The sequence below is a fragment of the Acinetobacter sp. RG5 genome (assembly GCF_031844265.1).
Classification (GTDB): Bacteria; Pseudomonadota; Gammaproteobacteria; order Pseudomonadales; family Moraxellaceae; genus Acinetobacter.
On the sequence record NZ_JAUZUV010000004.1, the window covers coordinates 99,236 to 119,394 of the forward strand.

Genomic DNA, 20,159 nt, shown 5'->3' on the forward strand with positions numbered 1-20,159 from the left:
AAGACGCGTTTTAGTGCATGCCATAGTATATTTTCTCTCTATTTCTCTTATTTTTATTAAAAAAATAAACAGGTTAATCATATATGACAGCACATAAAATCGTGATTGTGGGTGGTGGTGCCGGTGGTCTGGAACTGGCGACTCAGCTGGGTGAGAGCTTGGGTAAAAGCGGTAAAGCCCAGATTATTCTGGTCGATCAAAAACTGACACACATTTGGAAACCGCTGCTGCATGAAATTGCCGCAGGCACCTTAAATCCACATGAAGAAGAAACTAATTATTTTGCCCATTCAGCCGCACATCATTATGAATTTGTCTTGGGGACATTTACCGGTCTGGATCGTGAAGCGAAACAGATTGTGGTAGAAACAGAATATTTCTCCAAAAAAGCCCAAGCCAAGAAGAACCAGCGCATCGACTATGACACCCTGGTACTGGCCTTGGGTTCTACCTCGAATGACTTTAATACCGAAGGCGTCAAACAGTTCTGTCATTTTCTCGACAGCCGTCCACAAGCTGATATCTTTCAGCAGGATCTGTTGCATCTCTACTTGAATGCTCAACATGAAGCTTCGAGCCGTGAACTGAATATCGCGATTATTGGCGCCGGTGCAACCGGAGTAGAACTGGCAGCTGAACTGGTGGAAGCCAAACACAATTTCTTTAAATATGGCTTAAACAAGGTCGACCCAAATAAAGTCAAAATTACCCTGATTGAAGCGGCGGATCGTATTCTGACTGCACTCTCGTCGAAAGTCGCCGAACATACCATGCAACAGCTGGAAAAATTTGGCATTGAGGTTTTGACCAGTCACCGCGTGGCCAAGGTTGATGAAGACAAGATTTATTTTGCAGATGGCTCAAGTCTGGATGCCGAGATTAAAGTCTGGGCTGCAGGCATCAAAGCACCTGAAGTCTTGGCACAACTGCAAGATATGGAAAAAGACAATATTCACCGGTTGAAAGTCTACTCCACCCTGCAAACCAAATCTGATCCAGACATTTTTGCTTTTGGTGACTGTGCACACTGCCAGCCTGCTGCAGATGAACCAGTCTTGGGTCCACGTGCACAAGTGGCTAGCCAACAGGCCAATTTTCTGGCGAATGCCTTGAAAGCGCGTGTCAATGAAGAAAACTATTTACCGATGTTTAAATTTTCTGACAAAGGTTCACTGATTTCCTTAAGCCAGAATAAAGCCGTCGGCGAGTTGCTCGGTCAGGTGAATGTTCAAGGCTTTGTTGCCAAGTCAATGTACGTTTCTTTATACCGAATTCATCAGGCGACCATTCATGGTTATGCGCATGCCGGCATTCTGACTGCAAAAGATTTTGTTACACGAAAAATTTCTCCAAAGCTGAAATTGCATTGAAATTCCAGAATTTGGCCCAATCAATGAAAAAATCGTCAACAAAATTGTCAAATTGCGTTTTTTTGCTAATTTTAGTCTACAAAAATGCAATTTCACTTTATGATGTACCCTTAAAAAATTGAATGGATCAATTAACATGACTGCTATTGCAAATAACCTCGTGGTTTCTTTCCACTACACATTGACTAACGCAGAGGGTGAAACTCTCGACCAATCTCAAGGTGAACCACTTGCCTATTTGCACGGTGCAGGTAACATCATCCCAGGTTTAGAAAATGCGTTAGAAGGCAAAACTGTAGGTGAAAAATTCACTGTAAACGTTCCTGCTGCTGAAGGTTATGGCGAATACAACCCTGACCTAGTTCAAGAAGTTCCTGCGCAAATGTTCCAAGGCGTAGACAACATTCAGGCAGGTATGCAGTTCCAAGCTCAAACTGATGACGGCGTGCAAATCGTAACTGTTAAAGCAGTTGAAGGCGACAATGTTGTTGTTGATGCTAACTTCCCACTTGCTGGTCAAGACCTGACTTTCGAAGTTGAAATCGTATCTGTTCGTGAAGCTTCTCAAGAAGAATTAGATCACGGTCACGTACACGGTGTAGGCGGTCACCAGCACTAAGATCTTCTGATCTTGAGTGAAAAAAGGCAAAGTCAGACTTTGCCTTTTTTATTGCCTGAAAATAGCCCGTAGAATATTAACCATCCGATCAGCTATAAAAAAAGCAGAGCCATTGCCCTGCCTTTCCAATCCGATCAAGATCTCCTTTTACAGGATGATCAGTGGATTATTTTTTTTGGTTATAAATCTGCATCGCTGCTGGCAATTGTTGACGCATTTGCCCAATACGCTGACTATTCGATGGATGCGTAGACAGGAAGGTTGCACCACTGCCGCCACCAAGTTTGTTCATTTTTTCCCACAGGGTAATGGCTGCATTCGGGTTATAACCTGCGCGCGCCATCAACATTAAACCACCTTGGTCAGCACGGCTTTCCAGATTACGCGAGTATGGCAAGCCAATACCGATCTGACTACCCAATTGTGCTGCTGCAGCGCCACCTTGACCTACACCTGCTGCATTTAAGCCAATACCCAAAGCCAGATCAGTCAGGGCTTGAGCACCGATTTTCTGCTTAGAATGCTCTTCTAAGGCATGCACCATTTCATGACCCATAATCGCTGCAATTTCAGCATCGGTCAGATTCAGTTTATTCACGATACCGGTATAGAATACAACCTTACCACCTGGTGCAACAAAGGCGTTGACCTGATCAGATTTGAGCACAGCCAATTGCCACTGGAATGCTGTACCGGTTTGATTCATCTGGTTAGCAACTGGCTTCAAACGGTTAAATACATTATTAATCCGTTTATAGGTGGCTGAACTGGTATCCAGTTGGCCTTTATTGCGCGCATCATTGACCATGGCATTATAGCTTTGGCTCGCAGATGCATTTAAGGTCGCAGTATCTGCCCCTGCCATATCGGCAATGGTGGTACAACCTGATAATGTTACGACTGTAGCAGCCGCCATACTCAATAAAAGTTTATTCTTCATTATAATTTACTCCGCCTTGGCTCAAGGGCAATTTACATTGTAAAAATTATAAGTGAAAGCGCGCAGCAGCTAAACGCTTAATTCATTCATCTTCTTATAAATTATGTAATTTTTAAGCCAAATACTGTATCGCCAACCAATAAATCAGACAAATAATATTGAGACCCAAATAAATCTGACTCAGTGGTTTTATTTTCTGTTCAAGTATTTCATCTTTACGTTTGAAATATAAAAAAGCATTTTGCAATAAAATAATAGGCACTAAAACACAGGCAATAATGACACTCAGACCAATCAGTGCCGCATAAATCACCTCGGGATTTTGGGTTTGCGCACGAATAATCATCATGGCAATTGTTGGCGCCCCGCCCATCGCGAATAACAATGAATAAAACATGGTCGCCGATATATTTTTTTGCATCCTGCTGCTCATTTTTCTTTCTTTATATACCGCTATGTTAAAGCACATCACGTGGTATTACCGATGCAACTTTAGTCTTGAAATACCTGCATAAATTCAGCATATAAAAAAACCCATCCGGAGATGGGTTTTTATCATTTAAGCTTTAATCAAATCAAGATTAAGCATCAAACGGGTGGCGAAGAACAATCGTTTCTTCACGGTCTGGACCCGTTGAAATGATGTCGATTGGACATTCAATCAATTGCTCAAGACGTTTTACATAGTTCAATGCAGCTTCTGGCAATTGATCCAGTGATTTCGCACCGAAAGTTGACTCAGACCAGCCTGGCATAGTTTCGTAAATCGGTTTTAAAGTTTCGAATGCAAGCGCATCAGAAGAACCGACACAACCAGAATCTGCAGCTTCATAACCCACACAGATTTTCACTTCTTCTAAACCGTCAAGAACGTCAAGTTTAGTCAGGCAAATACCAGAAAGTGAGTTTACATCAACTGAACGGCGTAGAATTTCAGCATCGAACCAGCCACAACGACGTTGACGGCCAGTAGAGGCACCAAATTCATTACCAATCGTACCGAGGTGTTTACCAATCGTATCACCTGTGTCATTTGCAGCGTCATACACCAACTCAGTTGGGAATGGACCTGCACCTACACGCGTTGTGTACGCTTTAGTAATACCCAGTACATAGTCAAGATGCAAAGGACCCAGACCTGAACCAGAGCTTACGCCACCAGCAGTGGTATTCGAAGAAGTCACATACGGATATGTACCGTGGTCAACGTCAAGAAGTGAACCTTGCGCGCCTTCGAACATGATGTTGTCACCGTTTTTACGGTAGTTATGCAATTCAGTGGTCACATCCACAACCAGTGGCGCAACAACTTTACGCCATTCGTCGCAAAGTGCCAGCACATCTTCCAATTTAACTGCTTCAACACCGTAGTATTCAGTCAGCTGGAAGTTATGGTAGTCCAGAAGTTCAGTTAACTGAGCAGTAAGATGTTCACCACCACGTACTAGGTCAGCAACACGTACTGCGCGACGTGCTACTTTGTCTTCGTATGCAGGACCGATACCACGACCTGTCGTACCAATCTTCGCATTACCACGTTTTTTCTCACGCGCCTGATCAAGTGCGATGTGGTTCGGAAGAATCAATGGACAGTTTGGAGAAATGCGTAAACGTTCTTTAACAGGAACGCCTTCTTTTTCAAGAATGTCCATCTCTTTGATGAGCGCTTCAGGAGAAAGAACAACACCGTTACCAATTAAGCACAATACGTTTTCACGTAAAATACCTGATGGAATGAGGTGTAAGACAGTTTTCTTACCACCAACCACAAGAGTGTGACCTGCGTTATGTCCGCCTTGATAACGAACTACCGCTGCCGCTTGATCTGTGAGCAGGTCGACGATTTTACCTTTACCTTCGTCGCCCCATTGGGTACCAAGTACCACAACATTCTTGCCCATAATAGCCTCATTACATCATGCTGTTAAAGTTGAAAGCCCCGCTCAGCGACATGAACACTGAGCCAAGCAGTTAAATCGTTTTGACTGTCCACTCACCATTCGCATTCACCAGCTGGTGCGTCGCATATGGAATCGAGTTTAAATCATCATTACCCAGTAACTGAATTACACTTAAGCCTTGTGCACGAATATTCTGAATTGCATTCAGAAGTTCTGCATCAGTGCCTTTAGGTGCAACCACGACCTGTACCGCATCAAACTGGCCTGCGCTTAAAGCATATAAGTCACAAGAGAAACCGGTTGCCGGACGCGCACGGCCAAAATGTTCACCAATGCCATCATAACGGCCACCTTGTGCCAGTGCAGCTGCACGGTTCGGTGCATAGACTGCATACATCAAGCCAGTATGATAATGGTATGAACGTAATTCAACCACATCAATACCAATACTCAAGTTTGGCCAACGGGTTTGAACTTCGTCTTTGGTGGTTTGCAAGACATTAAAAGCCTGCGTAAATGCTGGATTTGCCAACACTTCAGCACTTAAATGCGCTTGTAATGCATCCAGGTCGCTGGCATAGCGTCCAAGTGCATAGAAATCCTGACCAAATTTCAGGTCTGCCGTGAATTCTTCTAATTCTGGCAAAGCCTTACGCTGGTATAAATCAGATAATTGCTGTTCAGCGACTTTGTTTAAGCCGGCTTGAGCCACCAGACTGCGGAATAAACCCACATGACCTAAGTCCAGATGAATACCATCTGCCAGACCTGTTTCCTGAATCAGACTGATCATCAAGTCGACCATTTCTACATCGGCATCGATGCTGTCTGAACCAAATAGCTCCGCACCTAACTGTAGTGGCGCACGCGAAGTGTTAAAACCGCGAGGCTTGGTATGCAGAACGGTTCCTGCATAGCAGTAACGTGCTACACCTTCCACTGGATGTACATGCGCATCAATACGAGCCACTTGTGGTGTCATATCGGCACGCACACCAAGCAAACGACCAGAAAGCTGATCGATTACTTTAAAAGTGGCTAAGTCTAAATCTTGATTCGATTCTGAGAGAGAAGATAGAGATTCGATGTATTCAATGAATGGCGTGTACACCAGCTGATAACCTCGAGATGCAAGGAAATCCAGTGATTTACGGCGCAGACTTTCAATAACTTGCGCTTGTTCTGGTAATACATCAGCTACACCATCAGGTAATAACCATGTCTCTGAAATGGGCATGTTGTAAACCTAAATTCTTGTCAGCGCGGAACGAATCCGCATAAAAAAATCGGGAGCACACCCGATTTCTCCTAGTCTAGCACGATAGTTTTGGCTGTGCATCGCAAATTTTATAATTTTCGCTACCTGATGAAATCAACAACAATTGTGTCAACTATCAGCGTTTTAATGCACATTTAAAACAAATAGCATGACAAAATCCGGCATTAAACCAAAGGCAATGCAGTCGTGCTTTTAACCGTTTGCAATGGAATTTCAGTTTTTACACTTTGAATGCAGGGAATTTGGGTTAAATGATGAATCTGAAATTTACGATAGGCATCCAGATCAGCCACCACAATTCTTAAAAAGAAATCACAATCGCCTGCCATTAACTGGCACTCGACGACTTCTGGCATTTCCTTGATCGCTTCGACAAATTGATCGACCACAGCAGCTTCTTGAGACTTGAGCTAGACGCGTGCAAACACGCTCATCGCCAAATTGACCTTTTGTGGATTCAGCAGTGCGACATATTGCTCAATCACGCCATTATCTTCCAGCTGTTTTACCCGTCTTAAACAGGGTGACGGTGACAAGCCAATTAATTGAGCCAGTTCATTATTTTGCAGTTTTCCATTCTTTTGCAGCTCATGCAAAATGCGTTTATCTATTTGATCCATGTCTATGCCTTGGCATTTAAAACCTCTTAAATTTAATTTAGCGCAATTTAATTTCAAATAAAACTCAAATCTCTTTCACTACAACAGCAAATAGCCTGAATATCGCCATAAAATATGGTCTAGTTTTGCAGTACCCAGGTCATTTCCATGCTTTTGTTCAGACAAAGCACCGCAGCAATAGTTGCCCCTACCGATTTCAGTGAATTTCAACGTGGCATGAAAGATTCTATTCCCATGCTTTTAGGGATTATCCCCTTTGCGCTGGTACTGGGTGCGACGGCAGTACAGAAGAATTTCAGCTTGCTCGAAGTGCCATTACTGACCGGTTTGAACTTTGCCGGCGGTTCTGAATTTACCATTCTGGAAGTCTGGAGCAGTCCACCAAATTTACTCATGCTGATGTTCATTACCTTTCTGGTAAATAGCCGGCATCTGTTGATGGGCGCCAGTTTGGTTCCGTATTTAAAGCATCTTCCGAATCTTAAAGTTTTTCCGGCGCTGTTTTTTATGGTCGATGAAAGCTGGGCACTCGGTCTGGCTGATGCACAAAGGAAACAGGCGCAACTGGGTTATCGTGCTGCGTTTAGCATGCCTTATTATGCCGGCCTGTGTTTTTGCCTGTACTTGATGTGGGTCGGATTTACCACACTCGGGGCCATGCTTGGACCTGTATTAGGCGACATCAACCGTTTTGGTTTTGATATGGCCTTTCCTGCTGTATTTCTGGTGTTACTAAGAAGTATGTGGAAAGGTTTTGAGGCTGCCCGGCCATGGCTGGTCAGTTTAGTCTGTGCGGCTTTGGCTTATTTATATTTACCTGCGGGCTGGTATGTGCCGATTGGCGCCTTGTCTGGAATCACTTCGGCATTTTTCCTGATTCAAGAGGATCAAGCATGATCCAGATAAATACCTTGGTGGCCATTATCCTGATTGCTGTGACCACCTATTTAACCCGGCTCTTGGGCTATGTCTTATTAAAAAATAAAACGCTGACACAGCGCCAGCGAAAAATTCTGGAAGTAGTTCCCGGCTGCGTGCTGATTTCAGTGATTGCGCCTTATTTTGTACGCGACCATCCGGCAGACCTGATTGCCTTGGCTTTAACGCTATTTGCCGCTACACGTTTTGGATTATTACCGACCGTCGCCATCAGTATGGTTTCTGCTGCAATTTTAAGAATTTTAATAATCTAACGCTAGAAAAACCCCTTTAAATGATCTATAAAGGGGTTTTGTTTATTTCTGTGGATCAACCACTTTGGTCAGCAAACTGACCAGTTCGGCATTTTGCAATTCAACCTGCTGAAGTTTGGCTGTGGTCTGATCCAGCACTTCCTGCTGCACATGCATTTTTTTGGCTAGATCCTGCATGATTTCCAGGGTCTTTTTTAAATTTTCTTCCAGATGCACGATTTTTTCTTCGACTGGCACGCCTTCCACGCTACGTGGCTCATCACTCTGGTTAAACTGCAGCCAGATCAGAAAAATTACCGCCAAAGTCAGCAGTATAATAAATCCCCAAACCACCATCATGTGCTTGCTCTTATTTCATTTTATTGTCTTTATCTTAACGAAAAATGCTGCAGATAACGTAAATAATTCAGCCTCAATTCCTGATTTTCGATCAATTACCGGCAAATTCTCTTAAAACATGGCTTGCAGAATATTTACAGGCAAGAAAAAAGCACCGTATCTCGGTGCTTTTGAGGTTTAGATAACCCGAACTTAATGAAATGATTCACATAAATCCAGCAGACGGTTGGCATAGCCCCACTCGTTATCGTACCAGGCAAAGACTTTGGCTTGATGCCCAACGACTAGAGTCTGGGTCAAATCCACAATCAATGAATATGGGGAATGATTAAAATCACTCGATACCAATGGCTCATCTGTCACGGCCATAATTTCCGCAAAATCCTGCTGGGCAGCCTTGATCAGCACTTCATTCAGCTTGTGATCGGTAATCGGCGACTGGGAGACAAACGTTAAATCAATCGCGGCCACATTAATGGTCGGCACCCGAATTGAATAACCATCAATACGATCTTCCATTTTTGGCATGACACGCTTTAAGGCACCGAGTGCGCTCGAAGTCGTAGGAATGATGTTATGGCCTGAAGCACGTGCACGACGCAAATCACGATGCGCATGATCCAGTACCGACTGATCCGCCGTGACAGCATGGATTTCAGTCATCAGGGCGCTACTGATCCCAAATGCATCATCGACAATTTTGACCAGTGGCACCAAAGCCTGCGTAGTACAAGAAACACTGGAAATGATCTGGTCCGATGCTTTGACTTCATGATGATTGACACCATAGACAATCGCGGCATCGACCGTATCAAAAGGTGCAGCGCCAATAATCACACGTTTCGCCCCTGCCTGAATATGCTGGGTTGCGGCTTCACGGGAACGGAACAGCCCGGTACATTCAAGCACTACATCTACCGCCAGGTTTTGCCAAGGCAACTTAGCCGGCTGGGACTCACACAAAACCTGCACTTTTAATGCAGCATCCTGATAGCTGATATGCATATAGATATGTTCAGCATCATAGCTGAGATCCACCTGCCCCGGAAAACGGCCATGGGTCGAGTCATATTTAAATAAATGAATCAGGGTTTCAACATCAGCAATATCGTTAATGGCAACGATTTCAAAATTAAAATCTTTCGGGTTTTCAAACCATGCGCGCAGTACATTCCGTCCAATACGCCCAAATCCATTGATTGCCACTCGTTGCATGACTCGACCTTTTATATGCCTATTTTAAAACTCTTCTATGTTAAAGGATTTCTGGCGCCGTACATTAAAAACTTCAGTGAAAATACTGATTTTCGATTATTTTATTTCTGATACATTCGTCTGTATTCGAGCCATTTAAAATTCCGTTTATTTTTTAAAGAGATGGATATAGACGAATTCTACTGTGGGAAAATTCAATTTAATTATTCAGCGAAAAACCTGAGTAAATAAATCCTTCGCAATTGGTTTTAAAATGATTGGTGCATACTGCTTTTTCCGTTATAATTTGGCGTTTTAAATTTTTAAGCCCCGCATTGCAGCAGAGCTCTTGTATGCTTGTCAGACTGTGGTGTTTTAGCCAAATCGGAAATTATGGAGTGACTTGGTTGTGAGTACTCGTTTTATGACATCAGCTGAAATTCGTGAAGCATTTTTGCGTTACTTTGAATCGCAAGGGCATACACGTGTCGCGTCGAGTTCTCTAGTACCTGCCAATGACCCAACTTTGCTGTTCACCAATGCTGGTATGAACCAGTTTAAAGATTGCTTCTTAGGTCTAGAAAAACGCGATTATGTACGTGCAGTGTCATCACAAAAATGCGTGCGCGCAGGTGGTAAGCACAATGACCTGGACAATGTGGGTTATACAGCACGTCACCACACTTTCTTTGAAATGTTGGGTAACTTCTCCTTTGGTGATTACTTCAAACGTGATGCGATCAAATTTGCTTGGGACTTTTTGACTAACGAAGAATGGCTTGGTCTTCCTAAAGATAAACTCTATGCAACCGTTTACCACACCGATGATGAAGCCTTTGACATCTGGAACAAAGAAATCGGTCTAGATGCATCTCGCATCATCCGTATTGGTGACAACAAAGGCGGTCAATACGCATCTGATAATTTCTGGGCAATGGGTGACACCGGTCCTTGTGGTCCATGTTCTGAAATCTTCTTTGACCATGGCGATCACATCTGGGGTGGCCTACCGGGTTCTCCTGAAGAAGATGGTGACCGTTTCATTGAAATCTGGAATAACGTTTTCATGCAGTTCAACCGTACTGCTGATGGCGTGTTACACCCTCTTCCAGCGCCTTCTGTGGATACAGGGATGGGCTTGGAGCGTATTTCTGCAGTTTTACAGCACGTCAACTCAAACTACGAAATCGATTTATTCCAGCATTTACTTAAAGCTGCGGCTGAAATTATTGGTCTGGATACTACAGCGCTTGAAGCTGAAGCTGCTGAGAAAGGCACACCAGTTCAGTATCCTGCTTCATTGAAAGTCGTTGCTGACCATGCCCGTTCATGTTCATTCCTGATTGCTGATGGCGTAAATCCATCGAATGAAGGCCGTGGCTATGTATTGCGTCGTATTATCCGTCGTGCAGTACGTCATGGTAACAAGCTAGGTGCAACAGGTTCGTTCTTCCACAAGATGTTGAAGCCACTGATCGAAGTGATGGGCGAAGCTTATCCTGAACTTGCAGCCAACCAGGCACGTATCGAAGCACAACTTCTGAAAGAAGAAGAACAATTTGCCAAAACACTTGAGCAAGGTCTGAAATTGCTTGAAGGTGAATTGGCACAGTTAAAAGGTTGTGTGATTCCGGGTGAAGTAGTATTTAAACTTTACGACACTTACGGCTTCCCGACAGACTTGACTGCAGATATCGCACGTGAACGTGACTTAACCATTGATGAAGCGGGTTTCGAAACTGAAATGGCTGCTCAACGTCAACGTGCTCGTGATGCAGGCAAATTCGCAATCGACTACAATAGCGTAGTTAAAGTTGAAGGCGAAACCCAGTTTGACGGTTATGACGCAACTGCAGGTGAAGGTCAAATCATCGCAATCTACAAAGATGGCGAGCAAGTTGATGAAGTAGTTGAAGGCGACGAAGCACTGATCGTACTTAGCCAAACACCTTTCTACGCAGAAAGCGGTGGTCAAATCGGTGATACAGGTATCTTTAAAAACGATACTGGTATTTTCGAAGTTCAAGATACCAAAAAATCTGGTGGTGCATTTGTACACCAAGGTATCGTGACGATGGGTAACTTAAAAGTTACTCAAAATGTAGAAGCAACGGTTAAAGCAGACATTCGTGCGGCAACGGCACGTAACCACTCTGCGACTCACCTGCTACATGCTGCGTTACGTCAAATTTTAGGTTCACATGTACAGCAAAAAGGTTCATTGGTTGCATCTGATGTGTTACGTTTTGACTTTGCCAATGACCAACCTGTAAGCTTTGAACAGCTGCAAGAAATTGAACGTTTGGTCAATGCAGAAGTGATTGCCAATACTGCGGTGTCTACTGAACTTCTGGATATCGAGTCTGCGAAAGCTAAAGGCGCGATGATGCTGTTTGGCGAGAAATACGGTGACGAAGTACGTGTACTGTCTATGGGTTCAGTGATTGAAGAGAAAAACTTCTCAATCGAACTTTGCGGTGGTATTCACGTAAAACGTACCGGTGATATCGGTCTGTTCAAAATCACCTCTGAAGGTGGTGTGGCAGCCGGTGTACGTCGTATTGAAGCAGTAACAGGCACGAAAGCAGTTGAAGTTGCGCAAAAAGCCGATCGCGATATCAATACGATTAACGGTTTGCTCAAAGCGCAAAAAGACCAGACTTTAGAAAAAGTTGAAGCACTGGTTGATACTGCATCAAGCTTGCAGAAACAGATTGAACAACTCAATCAAAAACTTGCTAGCCTGCAAGCCGGTGAACTTCTAAGCCAAGTTCAAAGCATTGCAGGTCGTGCAACCTTGATTACAACTGTTGAAAACATGGATGCGAAAGCACTTCGCAACCTGCACGACGGTGTGAAATCAAAATTAGAAAATGCAGTGATTGTTCTTGCAGGTGTAGAGGGTGACAAGGTGAGCTTGATCGCATCTGTGGCAAAAGACTTTACTGCTTCTATTAAAGCAGGTGACATCATCAAACATTTAGCGACTGAGCTAGGTGGTAAAGGTGGTGGTAAACCTGACTTGGCACAAGGTGGCGCGCCACTTAACGAGAAGTTTGCTCCAGTGATGGCAGATTTAACTGCCTGGCTTGCAGCAAAATAAAACTTCAATTTTGTGTAACTGACCCTGATAGGTACATCAGGGTCATGGCTTATATGGAACAACTATGGCATTAATCGTTCAAAAATATGGCGGTACCTCTATGGGTACTCCCGAGCGCATTTTAAATGTTGCTCGTCGTGTAAAGCGCTGGCATGACCACGGCCACAAGGTAGTGGTAGTGGTATCAGCAATGAGTGGCGAAACCAATCGTCTACTTGCTTTAGCGAAGGCCATTACCGAAACCCCTGACCCACGTGAACTAGACCAAATGGTATCTACGGGTGAACAGGTTACGATTTCTATGTTAGCAATGGCGCTGAACTCAATTGGAGTTGAAGCAAAATCACTAACAGGTCGCCAGGTTGGCATGAAAACCGACAGCTCATTCAATAAGGCACGTATCGAATCCATTGATACTGAAGTCCTGAACTCAAATCTGGATGCAGGCCGCGTACTTGTCGTTGCCGGGTTCCAGGGTTTTGATGAACATGGCAATACCACTACTTTAGGGCGTGGCGGTTCTGATACTTCAGGTGTTGCAATTGCTGCCGCACTCAAAGCAGATGAATGCCAAATTTATACCGACGTTGACGGTGTATATACCACCGATCCACGTGTTGCACCAAAAGCAAAAAAAGTTGATCGTATTTCATTTGAAGAAATGCTTGAGATGGCGTCACTCGGTTCTAAAGTCCTGCAAATTCGTTCAGTTGAATTTGCTGGTAAATACCAGGTGCCTTTACGCGTATTATCAAGTTTCGACAATGACAACGATGGCGCATTCGACGAAGAGTTTAAGCAAAACGTTGGTACACTTATTACGACTGAATTGGAAGACAATATGGAACAGCCAATTATCTCCGGTATCGCATTTAACCGTGACGAAGCAAAATTAACTATTTTAGGCGTGCCTGACGAACCGGGTATTGCTTCTAAAATTTTGTGCCCGATTGGTGATGCCAATGTTGAAGTGGATATGATTATCCAGAACGTTGAAGAAGATGGTACAACTGATTTCACTTTTACTGTGAACCGTGGCGAATTAAATAAAGCCAAAGCTATTCTTGAAGCAACTGCTCAAGAAATTGGTGCACGTGAAGTTGCGACCCGTTCAGATATCGTAAAAGTATCGATCGTAGGTGTCGGTATGCGTTCACATGCCGGTGTAGCGAGCAAAATGTTTACAGCATTGGCAGATGAAGGTATTAACATCCTGATGATCTCGACGTCTGAAATCAAGATTTCTGTGATCATTGAAGAAAATTATCTTGAACTTGCGGTTCGTTCATTGCATACCGCATTCGGTTTAGACCGTGAACAAGGCGAATCTAGCGCACGTGCTTAAGCGTTAAGATAGAATATTGTCATTGTTTGACAGTATTTTATAAAAGTCTACAAAAATGCAGAGCCACTATAGTTTTTTTTATAGTGGCTCTGTTATATTAAGCCTGAGGATTTTTAACCAGCTGAGATAGATTAAAATCTTTCACCCAGATGACAGAATTTCTATCCAGATCTTATTTTGTAATTTTTGGTTGTGCTTTTTGTTTTACATTCAATAGATTGCAGGTTTTGCATTTTGCAAGGAGAAAAACATGCTGATTCTGACTCGACGCGTCGGGGAAACTTTAATGATTGGTGATCAAGTCAGTGTGACTGTGCTTGGTGTAAAAGGTAACCAGGTTCGTATCGGGGTAAATGCTCCGAAAGAAGTCTCTGTGCACCGTGAAGAGATTTACCAGCGTATCCAGCATGAACGTGCAATGCATGAACATCTTCAACATATCGATCAAGATTACCAACCTTCTTATGAAGACGATAGCCAGACACAAAATAACTTTAACCGTTAATGTTTGTGCGAAGAATAAAGCGGCTTTTGAGCCGCTTTAAATTTGTCTAAATTTTATACAAAAATATTAAATACTTAGATAATTTAAAATAAAACTTAAAGTTCTGCACCCTGCTGTAATGCTGCAATCACCTTTTTTACCGGCCCAAAACTGCGACGATGCTCAACAATCACGCCATGTAAGGCAATCGCTTCAAAATGTGCCTTGGTCGGATAACCCTTGTGCTTGGCAAAGCCAAATTGCGGATGCTTCTGGTCCATCTCGATCATCTGATGATCACGGGTTACTTTCGCCAGAATACTGGCTGCTGAAATTTCAGCATGCAGTGCATCACCACCCACCACGGCATCACAGCTCATAGCAAGGCCCTGTGGAATCTTGTTGCCATCGACCAATACATGCTCAGGCTGAACTGGCAAAGCTTCTACAGCACGGCGCATGGCCAGCAAAGAAGCTTGCAAAATATTATGTTCATCAATCTCTGCCGCAGAAGCCTCAGCAATGGCCCATGCCAGCGCTTTTTCCTGAATCTCGATAAAAAGTTTTTCACGCTTCTTTTCAGTGAGTTTTTTAGAATCATTTAAACCCTCAATCGGGTTGTTCGGATCCAAAATAACTGCCGCAGCGACGACTGAACCGACTAATGGCCCACGCCCTGCTTCATCTACACCAGCAATCTTCATGTCTATTTTTCCATAAAAAATAGGCTGAACCAGTCAGCCTATTTCAATTTAATCTTGGCTTAGTTTACAGCTTCAGCCACACAAGCGTTAATGGTTTTTGCAACCACATTGCCGACAATCGTCGCACGTGCTGCCGGGTCAATTGCTGCAGTCGCCAAATCTACCGCTGTTACACTTTGTGGCGCTTTTTCACTGACACAGCCACAAATTTCAGTCTGGATATTCTGCTTTTGGGTCGTAGTCATTAGACGTGTAGCTGTTTGCCATGCTGGAATATTATTCAGCTCAGTCGTACATTTTGCATTGATCGCGATTTTAAGCGCAGCCCCACCCAGCTGTTGAGTCGTGGTTTGCGTTTCAGGGCTGCCTGTTGTTGCACAAGCCGATAAAACCAAAGTAAGCGGAGCAAGTGCAGCCAATAATTTTTTCACAGATCTGTTCCTTGTTTATTCATATATGAAGCGTGACGCTATTGTGCCGAAATTCACCTGAATAAGAAATCTATAAATCATCCTGAATGTTTAATCTGCACCCAGCAATTTCAATAGATGTTGCATGAAAGCCACCATAGCGTTGCAGATTTGGAATTGCTGAGTTGATTCGCCCTTTGCTAAGGTGCATTCATCTTTGAGGGCAATCGAAAATCACATGGAAAAAGTACAATATTACACGCGCACGGCACAATGGCTGCACTTGATCATGGTAGTTATCTTTATTGCGGCCTGGCTGATTGGTTTTTATAGTGGGAATTTTTTAAGTTATGAAGTCGATGGCAGCTTTAAAGGCGATGTCATCACCCTGCATAAAAATATCGCCACCACCATTATTTTCCTGTTGGTTGTGCGAATTTTCTGGCGTTATACCCACCCTGCCCCTGAACTACCGGACGCTATGTCACCCCGGATGAAAACTTTGGCACATGCAGGTCATCTGGCTTTGTATTTTATGCTGATTGCCCTACCTGTCACCGGCTGTTTATATAGCTGGAGTCTAGGCTATCCAGCACCAGTGCTATATTTATTTAACCTGCCGGCACTGATTTCAGAAAATCCGGCTGTAACCGCGATCGTAAAACCCCTGCATATCTGGCTTTCCTGGGCAGTTGGCTTACTTTTAGTTGGACATATTTTCGCAGCACTGAAACATCATTTTATCGATAAAGATCATGTACTCAACAGCATGACCCGACAATCCAAATCTTCTAAAAAATAATCTGCAAAACCACACTCAATCAGCTTTCATTGCAAAGCTGATTTTATTTTAAGAACTCGGTCATGCAGCCTTTCAGACTGTTTGCAATAGCCTGTTGCGTGAGTTTTGACTTTACTTCTTCATCCAGAGTCGCTTTCAGTAAAGTGCTTGCCGGAATATCCTTGAGTGCATGCTCACCTACACATGAACAGACATTTTGCTCAAGTTCAGCTTTATTTTTGTCCTGCATAAAATAGGTCGAGGCAGTCCAGAATTTAGATGCTTTCAATTCTTTTGCACATTGGTATTCAATCACGGGTTTTAAAGTACGCTGTGTCAAAGTCATATCTGCATTTGAGCAGGCAGATATCAACACGCTACTGATGAGTAGAATTACATGTTTCAACTTCATATCCATCTATAAAAAACAAAGGCAGAGCGTACCCTGCCTGTTATCTAAAAACTTAAACCAGGGCACGGATCTGGTTGATCCATTGCTCTTTATCAGCATCGGTAATAAAAGAAGCTTCAAATGAGTTGATGGCCAACTGCTTCAATTCCTCGTTGCTTAAATCCAGTGCTTCAGCAATGGCAATAAAATTGTCATTCATATAACCACCAAAATAAGATGGATCATCTGAATTGACCGTGACATGCACACCTTGCTGTAAGAGGCGACGGATATTATGCTGCTGCATATCATCCACGACGCAGAGTTTCAGGTTTGACAATGGGCAAACCGTCAGTGGCATCTTTTCTGCGATCAGGCGCTGCATTAACGCCCGATCCTCTTCCGAACGTACACCATGATCAATACGATTCACTTTCAGCAAATCTAAAGCTTCCCAGACATAGGCTGCCGGGCCTTCCTCACCTGCATGTGCTACAACCAAGAAACCTGCTTCACGCGCTTTAGCAAAGACACGTTCAAACTTTGAAGGTGGATGCCCGACTTCACTTGAGTCCAAACCGACTGCAATAATCTGGTCTTTATAAGGTAAGGCCTGTTCCAATGTTGCAAATGCAGCATCTTCACTTAAATGACGCAAGAAGCACATAATCAGATGTGAACTGATACCAAGTTTAGTTTTGGCATCATCACAGGCTTTTTGCAAGCCGTTGATCACGGTTGCAAAAGCAACGCCACGATCGGTATGGGTCTGTGGATCAAAGAACATTTCAGTATGCACGACCCGGTCTTCAGCACATTTCTCAAAATACGCCCAGGCCAGATCATAAAAATCCTGTTCATGAATCAATACAGTAGCACCAGCATAATAAATATCCAGGAAGGACTGAAGATTATGAAAGTTATAGACCTGTTTAACTTCTTCAACAGATTTATACGGGATGGCAATTTTATTACGCTGAGCGATCGCAAACATTAGCTCAGGCTCAAAAGTGCCCTCAATATGAACATGAAGCTCGGCTTTTGGCAAAGCTCGAATCAACTCAAGACGGTTCATCGCTTCTCCTCATGAAACCTAAAATAATAAAAAAAGGGTGCAAACTGAGTTTACACCCTTTCCAAATCTAGAAAAATTAGCCGCCAAATAGTGCGAATTTAAGCGTCCATAGTATTGCAATAATCCAGACCATATACGGTACAGTTGATGCCTTACCGGTTAACAATTTGATCAGTGCATAGCTGATGAAGCCCATCGCAATACCATCCGCAATCGAATAGGTAAATGGCATAAATACAATGGTTAAAAATGCAGGAACTGCTTCTGTAATGTCTTCCCAGTCAATATGCACGATACCTTGAATCATTAAGACACCGACAAATAACAGCGCTGGCGCTGTTGCAAAGCTTGGTACAGACTGTGCCAATGGTGCAAGGAACAAACAGGCAACAAACAGGATACCGACTACAACAGCAGTTAGACCTGTACGGCCACCGGCTGCTACGCCCGCAGAAGATTCAATGTATGGCGTAGTCGAAGATGTACCCAGCGCTGCACCTGCAACAATTGCAGAAGAATCAGCAAATAATGCTTTCTTTAAGCGTGGCAGTTTGCCATCTTTCAACAAGCCTGCACGGTGTGAAACACCTACAAGCGTACCGGTTGAGTCGAATAAATCGACCAGGAAGAAGACAAAAATCACGCCAATTAAACTGGCAGTGAACAGACCTTCAAAGCTCATTTGCATAAATGTTGGTGCAATCGATGGCACTGCGCCAACCACACCTTTAAACTCACTCAGCCCCAGTGCTGCTGAAATACCGGTTAACACCAAAATACTGATGATGATCGCACCACGCACTTTAAAGTGATGCATTACAACGACTAGAAGGAAACCAAATAATGCAAGCAAAACCGATGGTTGCTTTAAATCACCCAAACCTACCAACGTAGCGGGATTATCGACAATCAGGCCGGCATTTTTCAAAGCAATCAGCGCCAGGAATAAGCCAATACCACCACCGATGGCCAGTTTCAGCGACATTGGAATCGCATTGACAATGGCTTCACGGATTTTGAACATGCTGATCGCAATAAACACAAGACCCGAGATAAACACAGCCCCAAGTGCTGTTTGCCAAGGCACACCCATTCCCAAACATACGGAATAGGTAAAGAAGGCATTCAAGCCCATGCCTGGTGCAAGTGCAATTGGATAATTTGCAATCAAGCCCATGACTAAACAGCCAATCGCGGCTGCAAGACAGGTTGCTACAAAGACAGCCCCATGATCCATCCCCGTTTCGGACAAAATCATTGGATTGACAATAATGATGTAACACATCGTTAAGAATGTAGTTACACCGGCAAGAACTTCTGTACGGAAACTGGTTTTGTTTTCACTCAGTTTAAACAGACGTTCAAGCATACTTTCTGAAGATGGATTAGGAGTCGTCATGACCTAGCCCCTATTGAGTAAACTTAATGCTTTAAGCAAGCCGTCAAATAAATGAAACTTTATAAAAAAATTCATCAATTTTAAGGATGTGTTAGCAACGAATATGCCAGCATAGCCATTTGACGGGTTAAAATGTTGGAACAGCTTACAGCCCCGGGGCTATGCTATAAAAACCCAAAAAAATCTAAACAAAAAAGCTGCATAACTTTTATGCAGCTTTATTTTCTTGATTTAAATCAAATGCTTCACAAGATGAATTCTGCTTCATCCTGATCGTTGGCAAATTATAACACATTGATTTCTTATTGCTTATTTGATTTTACACTTTATTAGAAATTAATATATCTTAAATGAATACTTTAAATTTTTATTATATTTATTATTGATTTAATTTTATCATTTTAGCCCAATCAACGAAAGAAGATTGTCTAGCCTGCTTAATGTCGATGCCGATTGGATTCCAGCAATTTGCTTGAATCACGTCCATCGTTCAAGACATGACGGATCTTTTCATATTTTCTGATTTCTGACTGTTTATGGACACAAAATCCTAATAAACTGATCATTAAGGCAAAAACAGGGATAGCATATATTTTCATTTTTATTATGCTGCTTTGTAACACTATGCAATTATGCTAACAAAAAACCTAACAAACTTGTGACATAGTTTACATTTAACCCGATAGAAGGCATTTATTTATCTTCTAAAGATTAATTTTATGTCGTTTTATTTATTAATACTTAATTAATTTATAATTCTTTTTTTCAAAAAATCGATCCTATTAAAAATTCTTTCAAATAAACAATAAATAATTGAATTTAATATATTTTTAAAAATATCTAAAAGAATTTTATTCAAAATTAAAATATATAGATAAATGAAATCTAACCTATTCAATAGAAGTTATTTCGATTTATTTTATCGGCCTTTTCCAAGAATACTCAACTTTAATTTTTAGGATAAAATGATCTAAATAAGGGAGATTTTTCGAGGGATTTCAAAGTGTTTAGC

Annotated in this window: 19 protein-coding genes and 1 pseudogene; 8 read left to right on the forward strand and 12 right to left on the reverse strand. The window is 42.8% G+C overall.

What is annotated here, in order from left to right; genetic code table 11:
- Positions 1-83 precede the first annotated feature (83 nt).
- Together Q9R21_RS06015 and slyD are read left to right on the forward strand one after the other, a co-directional pair.
- On the forward strand, positions 84-1,370 hold the full coding sequence (locus tag Q9R21_RS06015; RefSeq protein WP_311203908.1) for an NAD(P)/FAD-dependent oxidoreductase: 1,287 nt from the start codon (positions 84-86) through the stop codon (positions 1,368-1,370).
- Positions 1,371-1,506: 136 nt separating this feature from the next.
- The gene (gene slyD, locus Q9R21_RS06020) at positions 1,507-1,989 is read left to right on the forward strand and encodes a peptidylprolyl isomerase (protein WP_004278960.1); all 483 of its coding nucleotides are present in this window, start codon (positions 1,507-1,509) and stop codon (positions 1,987-1,989) included.
- Positions 1,990-2,155: 166 nt separating this feature from the next.
- Here slyD and Q9R21_RS06025 read toward each other — a convergent pair whose 3' ends face one another.
- From Q9R21_RS06025 to Q9R21_RS06045, 5 genes and pseudogenes are all read right to left on the reverse strand, one after another.
- Positions 2,156-2,929 (reverse strand): M48 family metallopeptidase, encoded by a 774-nt coding sequence (locus Q9R21_RS06025; RefSeq protein WP_005106510.1) that lies wholly within the window; start codon positions 2,927-2,929, stop codon positions 2,156-2,158.
- A 112-nt stretch (positions 2,930-3,041) separates the two neighbouring features.
- Positions 3,042-3,350, reverse strand: coding sequence for a hypothetical protein (locus Q9R21_RS06030; protein ID WP_004731567.1), 309 nt, complete (start codon positions 3,348-3,350; stop codon positions 3,042-3,044).
- A 160-nt stretch (positions 3,351-3,510) separates the two neighbouring features.
- Complete coding sequence (locus Q9R21_RS06035; protein ID WP_311203909.1) at positions 3,511-4,830, reverse strand: adenylosuccinate synthase; 1,320 nt, start codon at positions 4,828-4,830, stop codon at positions 3,511-3,513.
- A 70-nt stretch (positions 4,831-4,900) separates the two neighbouring features.
- A complete protein-coding gene (locus Q9R21_RS06040; RefSeq protein ID WP_004278964.1) occupies positions 4,901-6,067 on the reverse strand; it encodes an ATP phosphoribosyltransferase regulatory subunit in 1,167 nt (388 codons plus the stop codon).
- Positions 6,068-6,273: 206 nt separating this feature from the next.
- Positions 6,274-6,729, reverse strand: a pseudogene (locus tag Q9R21_RS06045) (Lrp/AsnC family transcriptional regulator).
- Positions 6,730-6,876: 147 nt separating this feature from the next.
- Between Q9R21_RS06045 and Q9R21_RS06050 the strand changes: the two are divergent.
- Entirely contained in the window at positions 6,877-7,626 is a 750-nt protein-coding gene (locus Q9R21_RS06050) for an AzlC family ABC transporter permease (protein WP_311203910.1), read from the forward strand.
- Positions 7,623-7,922 carry an AzlD family protein gene (locus tag Q9R21_RS06055; RefSeq protein WP_114541870.1) on the forward strand — a complete coding sequence of 100 codons (300 nt, stop codon included), beginning with the start codon at positions 7,623-7,625 and terminating at the stop codon, positions 7,920-7,922. The genes Q9R21_RS06050 and Q9R21_RS06055 overlap by 4 nt, the downstream gene beginning before the upstream one ends.
- 42 nt (positions 7,923-7,964) lie before the next feature.
- Here the strand turns inward: Q9R21_RS06055 and Q9R21_RS06060 are convergent, their stop codons facing one another.
- Together Q9R21_RS06060 and Q9R21_RS06065 are read right to left on the reverse strand one after the other, a co-directional pair.
- A complete protein-coding gene (locus Q9R21_RS06060; RefSeq protein ID WP_004278968.1) occupies positions 7,965-8,261 on the reverse strand; it encodes a hypothetical protein in 297 nt (98 codons plus the stop codon).
- 192 nt (positions 8,262-8,453) lie between these two features.
- Entirely contained in the window at positions 8,454-9,476 is a 1,023-nt protein-coding gene (locus Q9R21_RS06065) for a type I glyceraldehyde-3-phosphate dehydrogenase (protein WP_114541869.1), read from the reverse strand.
- Between the two features lie 388 nt (positions 9,477-9,864).
- Here Q9R21_RS06065 and alaS point away from each other — a divergent pair, with 388 nt between their 5' ends.
- The 3 genes from alaS (at position 9,865) to csrA (ending at position 14,408) form a co-directional block, all read left to right on the forward strand.
- On the forward strand, positions 9,865-12,558 hold the full coding sequence (gene alaS / locus Q9R21_RS06070) for an alanine--tRNA ligase (RefSeq protein ID WP_311203911.1): 2,694 nt from the start codon (positions 9,865-9,867) through the stop codon (positions 12,556-12,558).
- Positions 12,559-12,622: 64 nt separating this feature from the next.
- Positions 12,623-13,903 (forward strand): aspartate kinase, encoded by a 1,281-nt coding sequence (locus Q9R21_RS06075; protein ID WP_004278971.1) that lies wholly within the window; start codon positions 12,623-12,625, stop codon positions 13,901-13,903.
- Between the two features lie 250 nt (positions 13,904-14,153).
- Positions 14,154-14,408, forward strand: a complete 255-nt coding sequence (gene csrA / locus Q9R21_RS06080; protein ID WP_004278972.1) for a carbon storage regulator CsrA — start codon at positions 14,154-14,156, stop codon at positions 14,406-14,408.
- A gap of 95 nt (positions 14,409-14,503) precedes the next feature.
- On the opposite strand, the gene rnhB is transcribed toward csrA, so the two are convergent.
- Complete coding sequence (gene rnhB / locus Q9R21_RS06085; protein WP_311203912.1) at positions 14,504-15,091, reverse strand: ribonuclease HII; 588 nt, start codon at positions 15,089-15,091, stop codon at positions 14,504-14,506.
- A gap of 59 nt (positions 15,092-15,150) precedes the next feature.
- Complete coding sequence (locus Q9R21_RS06090; protein WP_004278974.1) at positions 15,151-15,522, reverse strand: hypothetical protein; 372 nt, start codon at positions 15,520-15,522, stop codon at positions 15,151-15,153.
- 217 nt (positions 15,523-15,739) lie between these two features.
- Here Q9R21_RS06090 and Q9R21_RS06095 point away from each other — a divergent pair, with 217 nt between their 5' ends.
- On the forward strand, positions 15,740-16,303 hold the full coding sequence (locus tag Q9R21_RS06095) for a cytochrome b (protein ID WP_311203913.1): 564 nt from the start codon (positions 15,740-15,742) through the stop codon (positions 16,301-16,303).
- 43 nt (positions 16,304-16,346) lie between these two features.
- Here Q9R21_RS06095 and Q9R21_RS06100 read toward each other — a convergent pair whose 3' ends face one another.
- The 3 genes from Q9R21_RS06100 to Q9R21_RS06110 all read right to left on the reverse strand — a co-directional run bounded on the left by Q9R21_RS06100 (position 16,347) and on the right by Q9R21_RS06110 (position 19,147).
- Positions 16,347-16,700, reverse strand: coding sequence for a hypothetical protein (locus Q9R21_RS06100; protein ID WP_004278976.1), 354 nt, complete (start codon positions 16,698-16,700; stop codon positions 16,347-16,349).
- 46 nt (positions 16,701-16,746) lie between these two features.
- Positions 16,747-17,748: an adenosine deaminase gene (locus tag Q9R21_RS06105; RefSeq protein WP_311203914.1), complete on the reverse strand. Its 1,002-nt coding sequence runs from the start codon at positions 17,746-17,748 to the stop codon at positions 16,747-16,749.
- Between the two features lie 76 nt (positions 17,749-17,824).
- Positions 17,825-19,147, reverse strand: a complete 1,323-nt coding sequence (locus tag Q9R21_RS06110; protein ID WP_311203915.1) for an NCS2 family permease — start codon at positions 19,145-19,147, stop codon at positions 17,825-17,827.
- Positions 19,148-20,159: the final 1,012 nt, after the last annotated feature.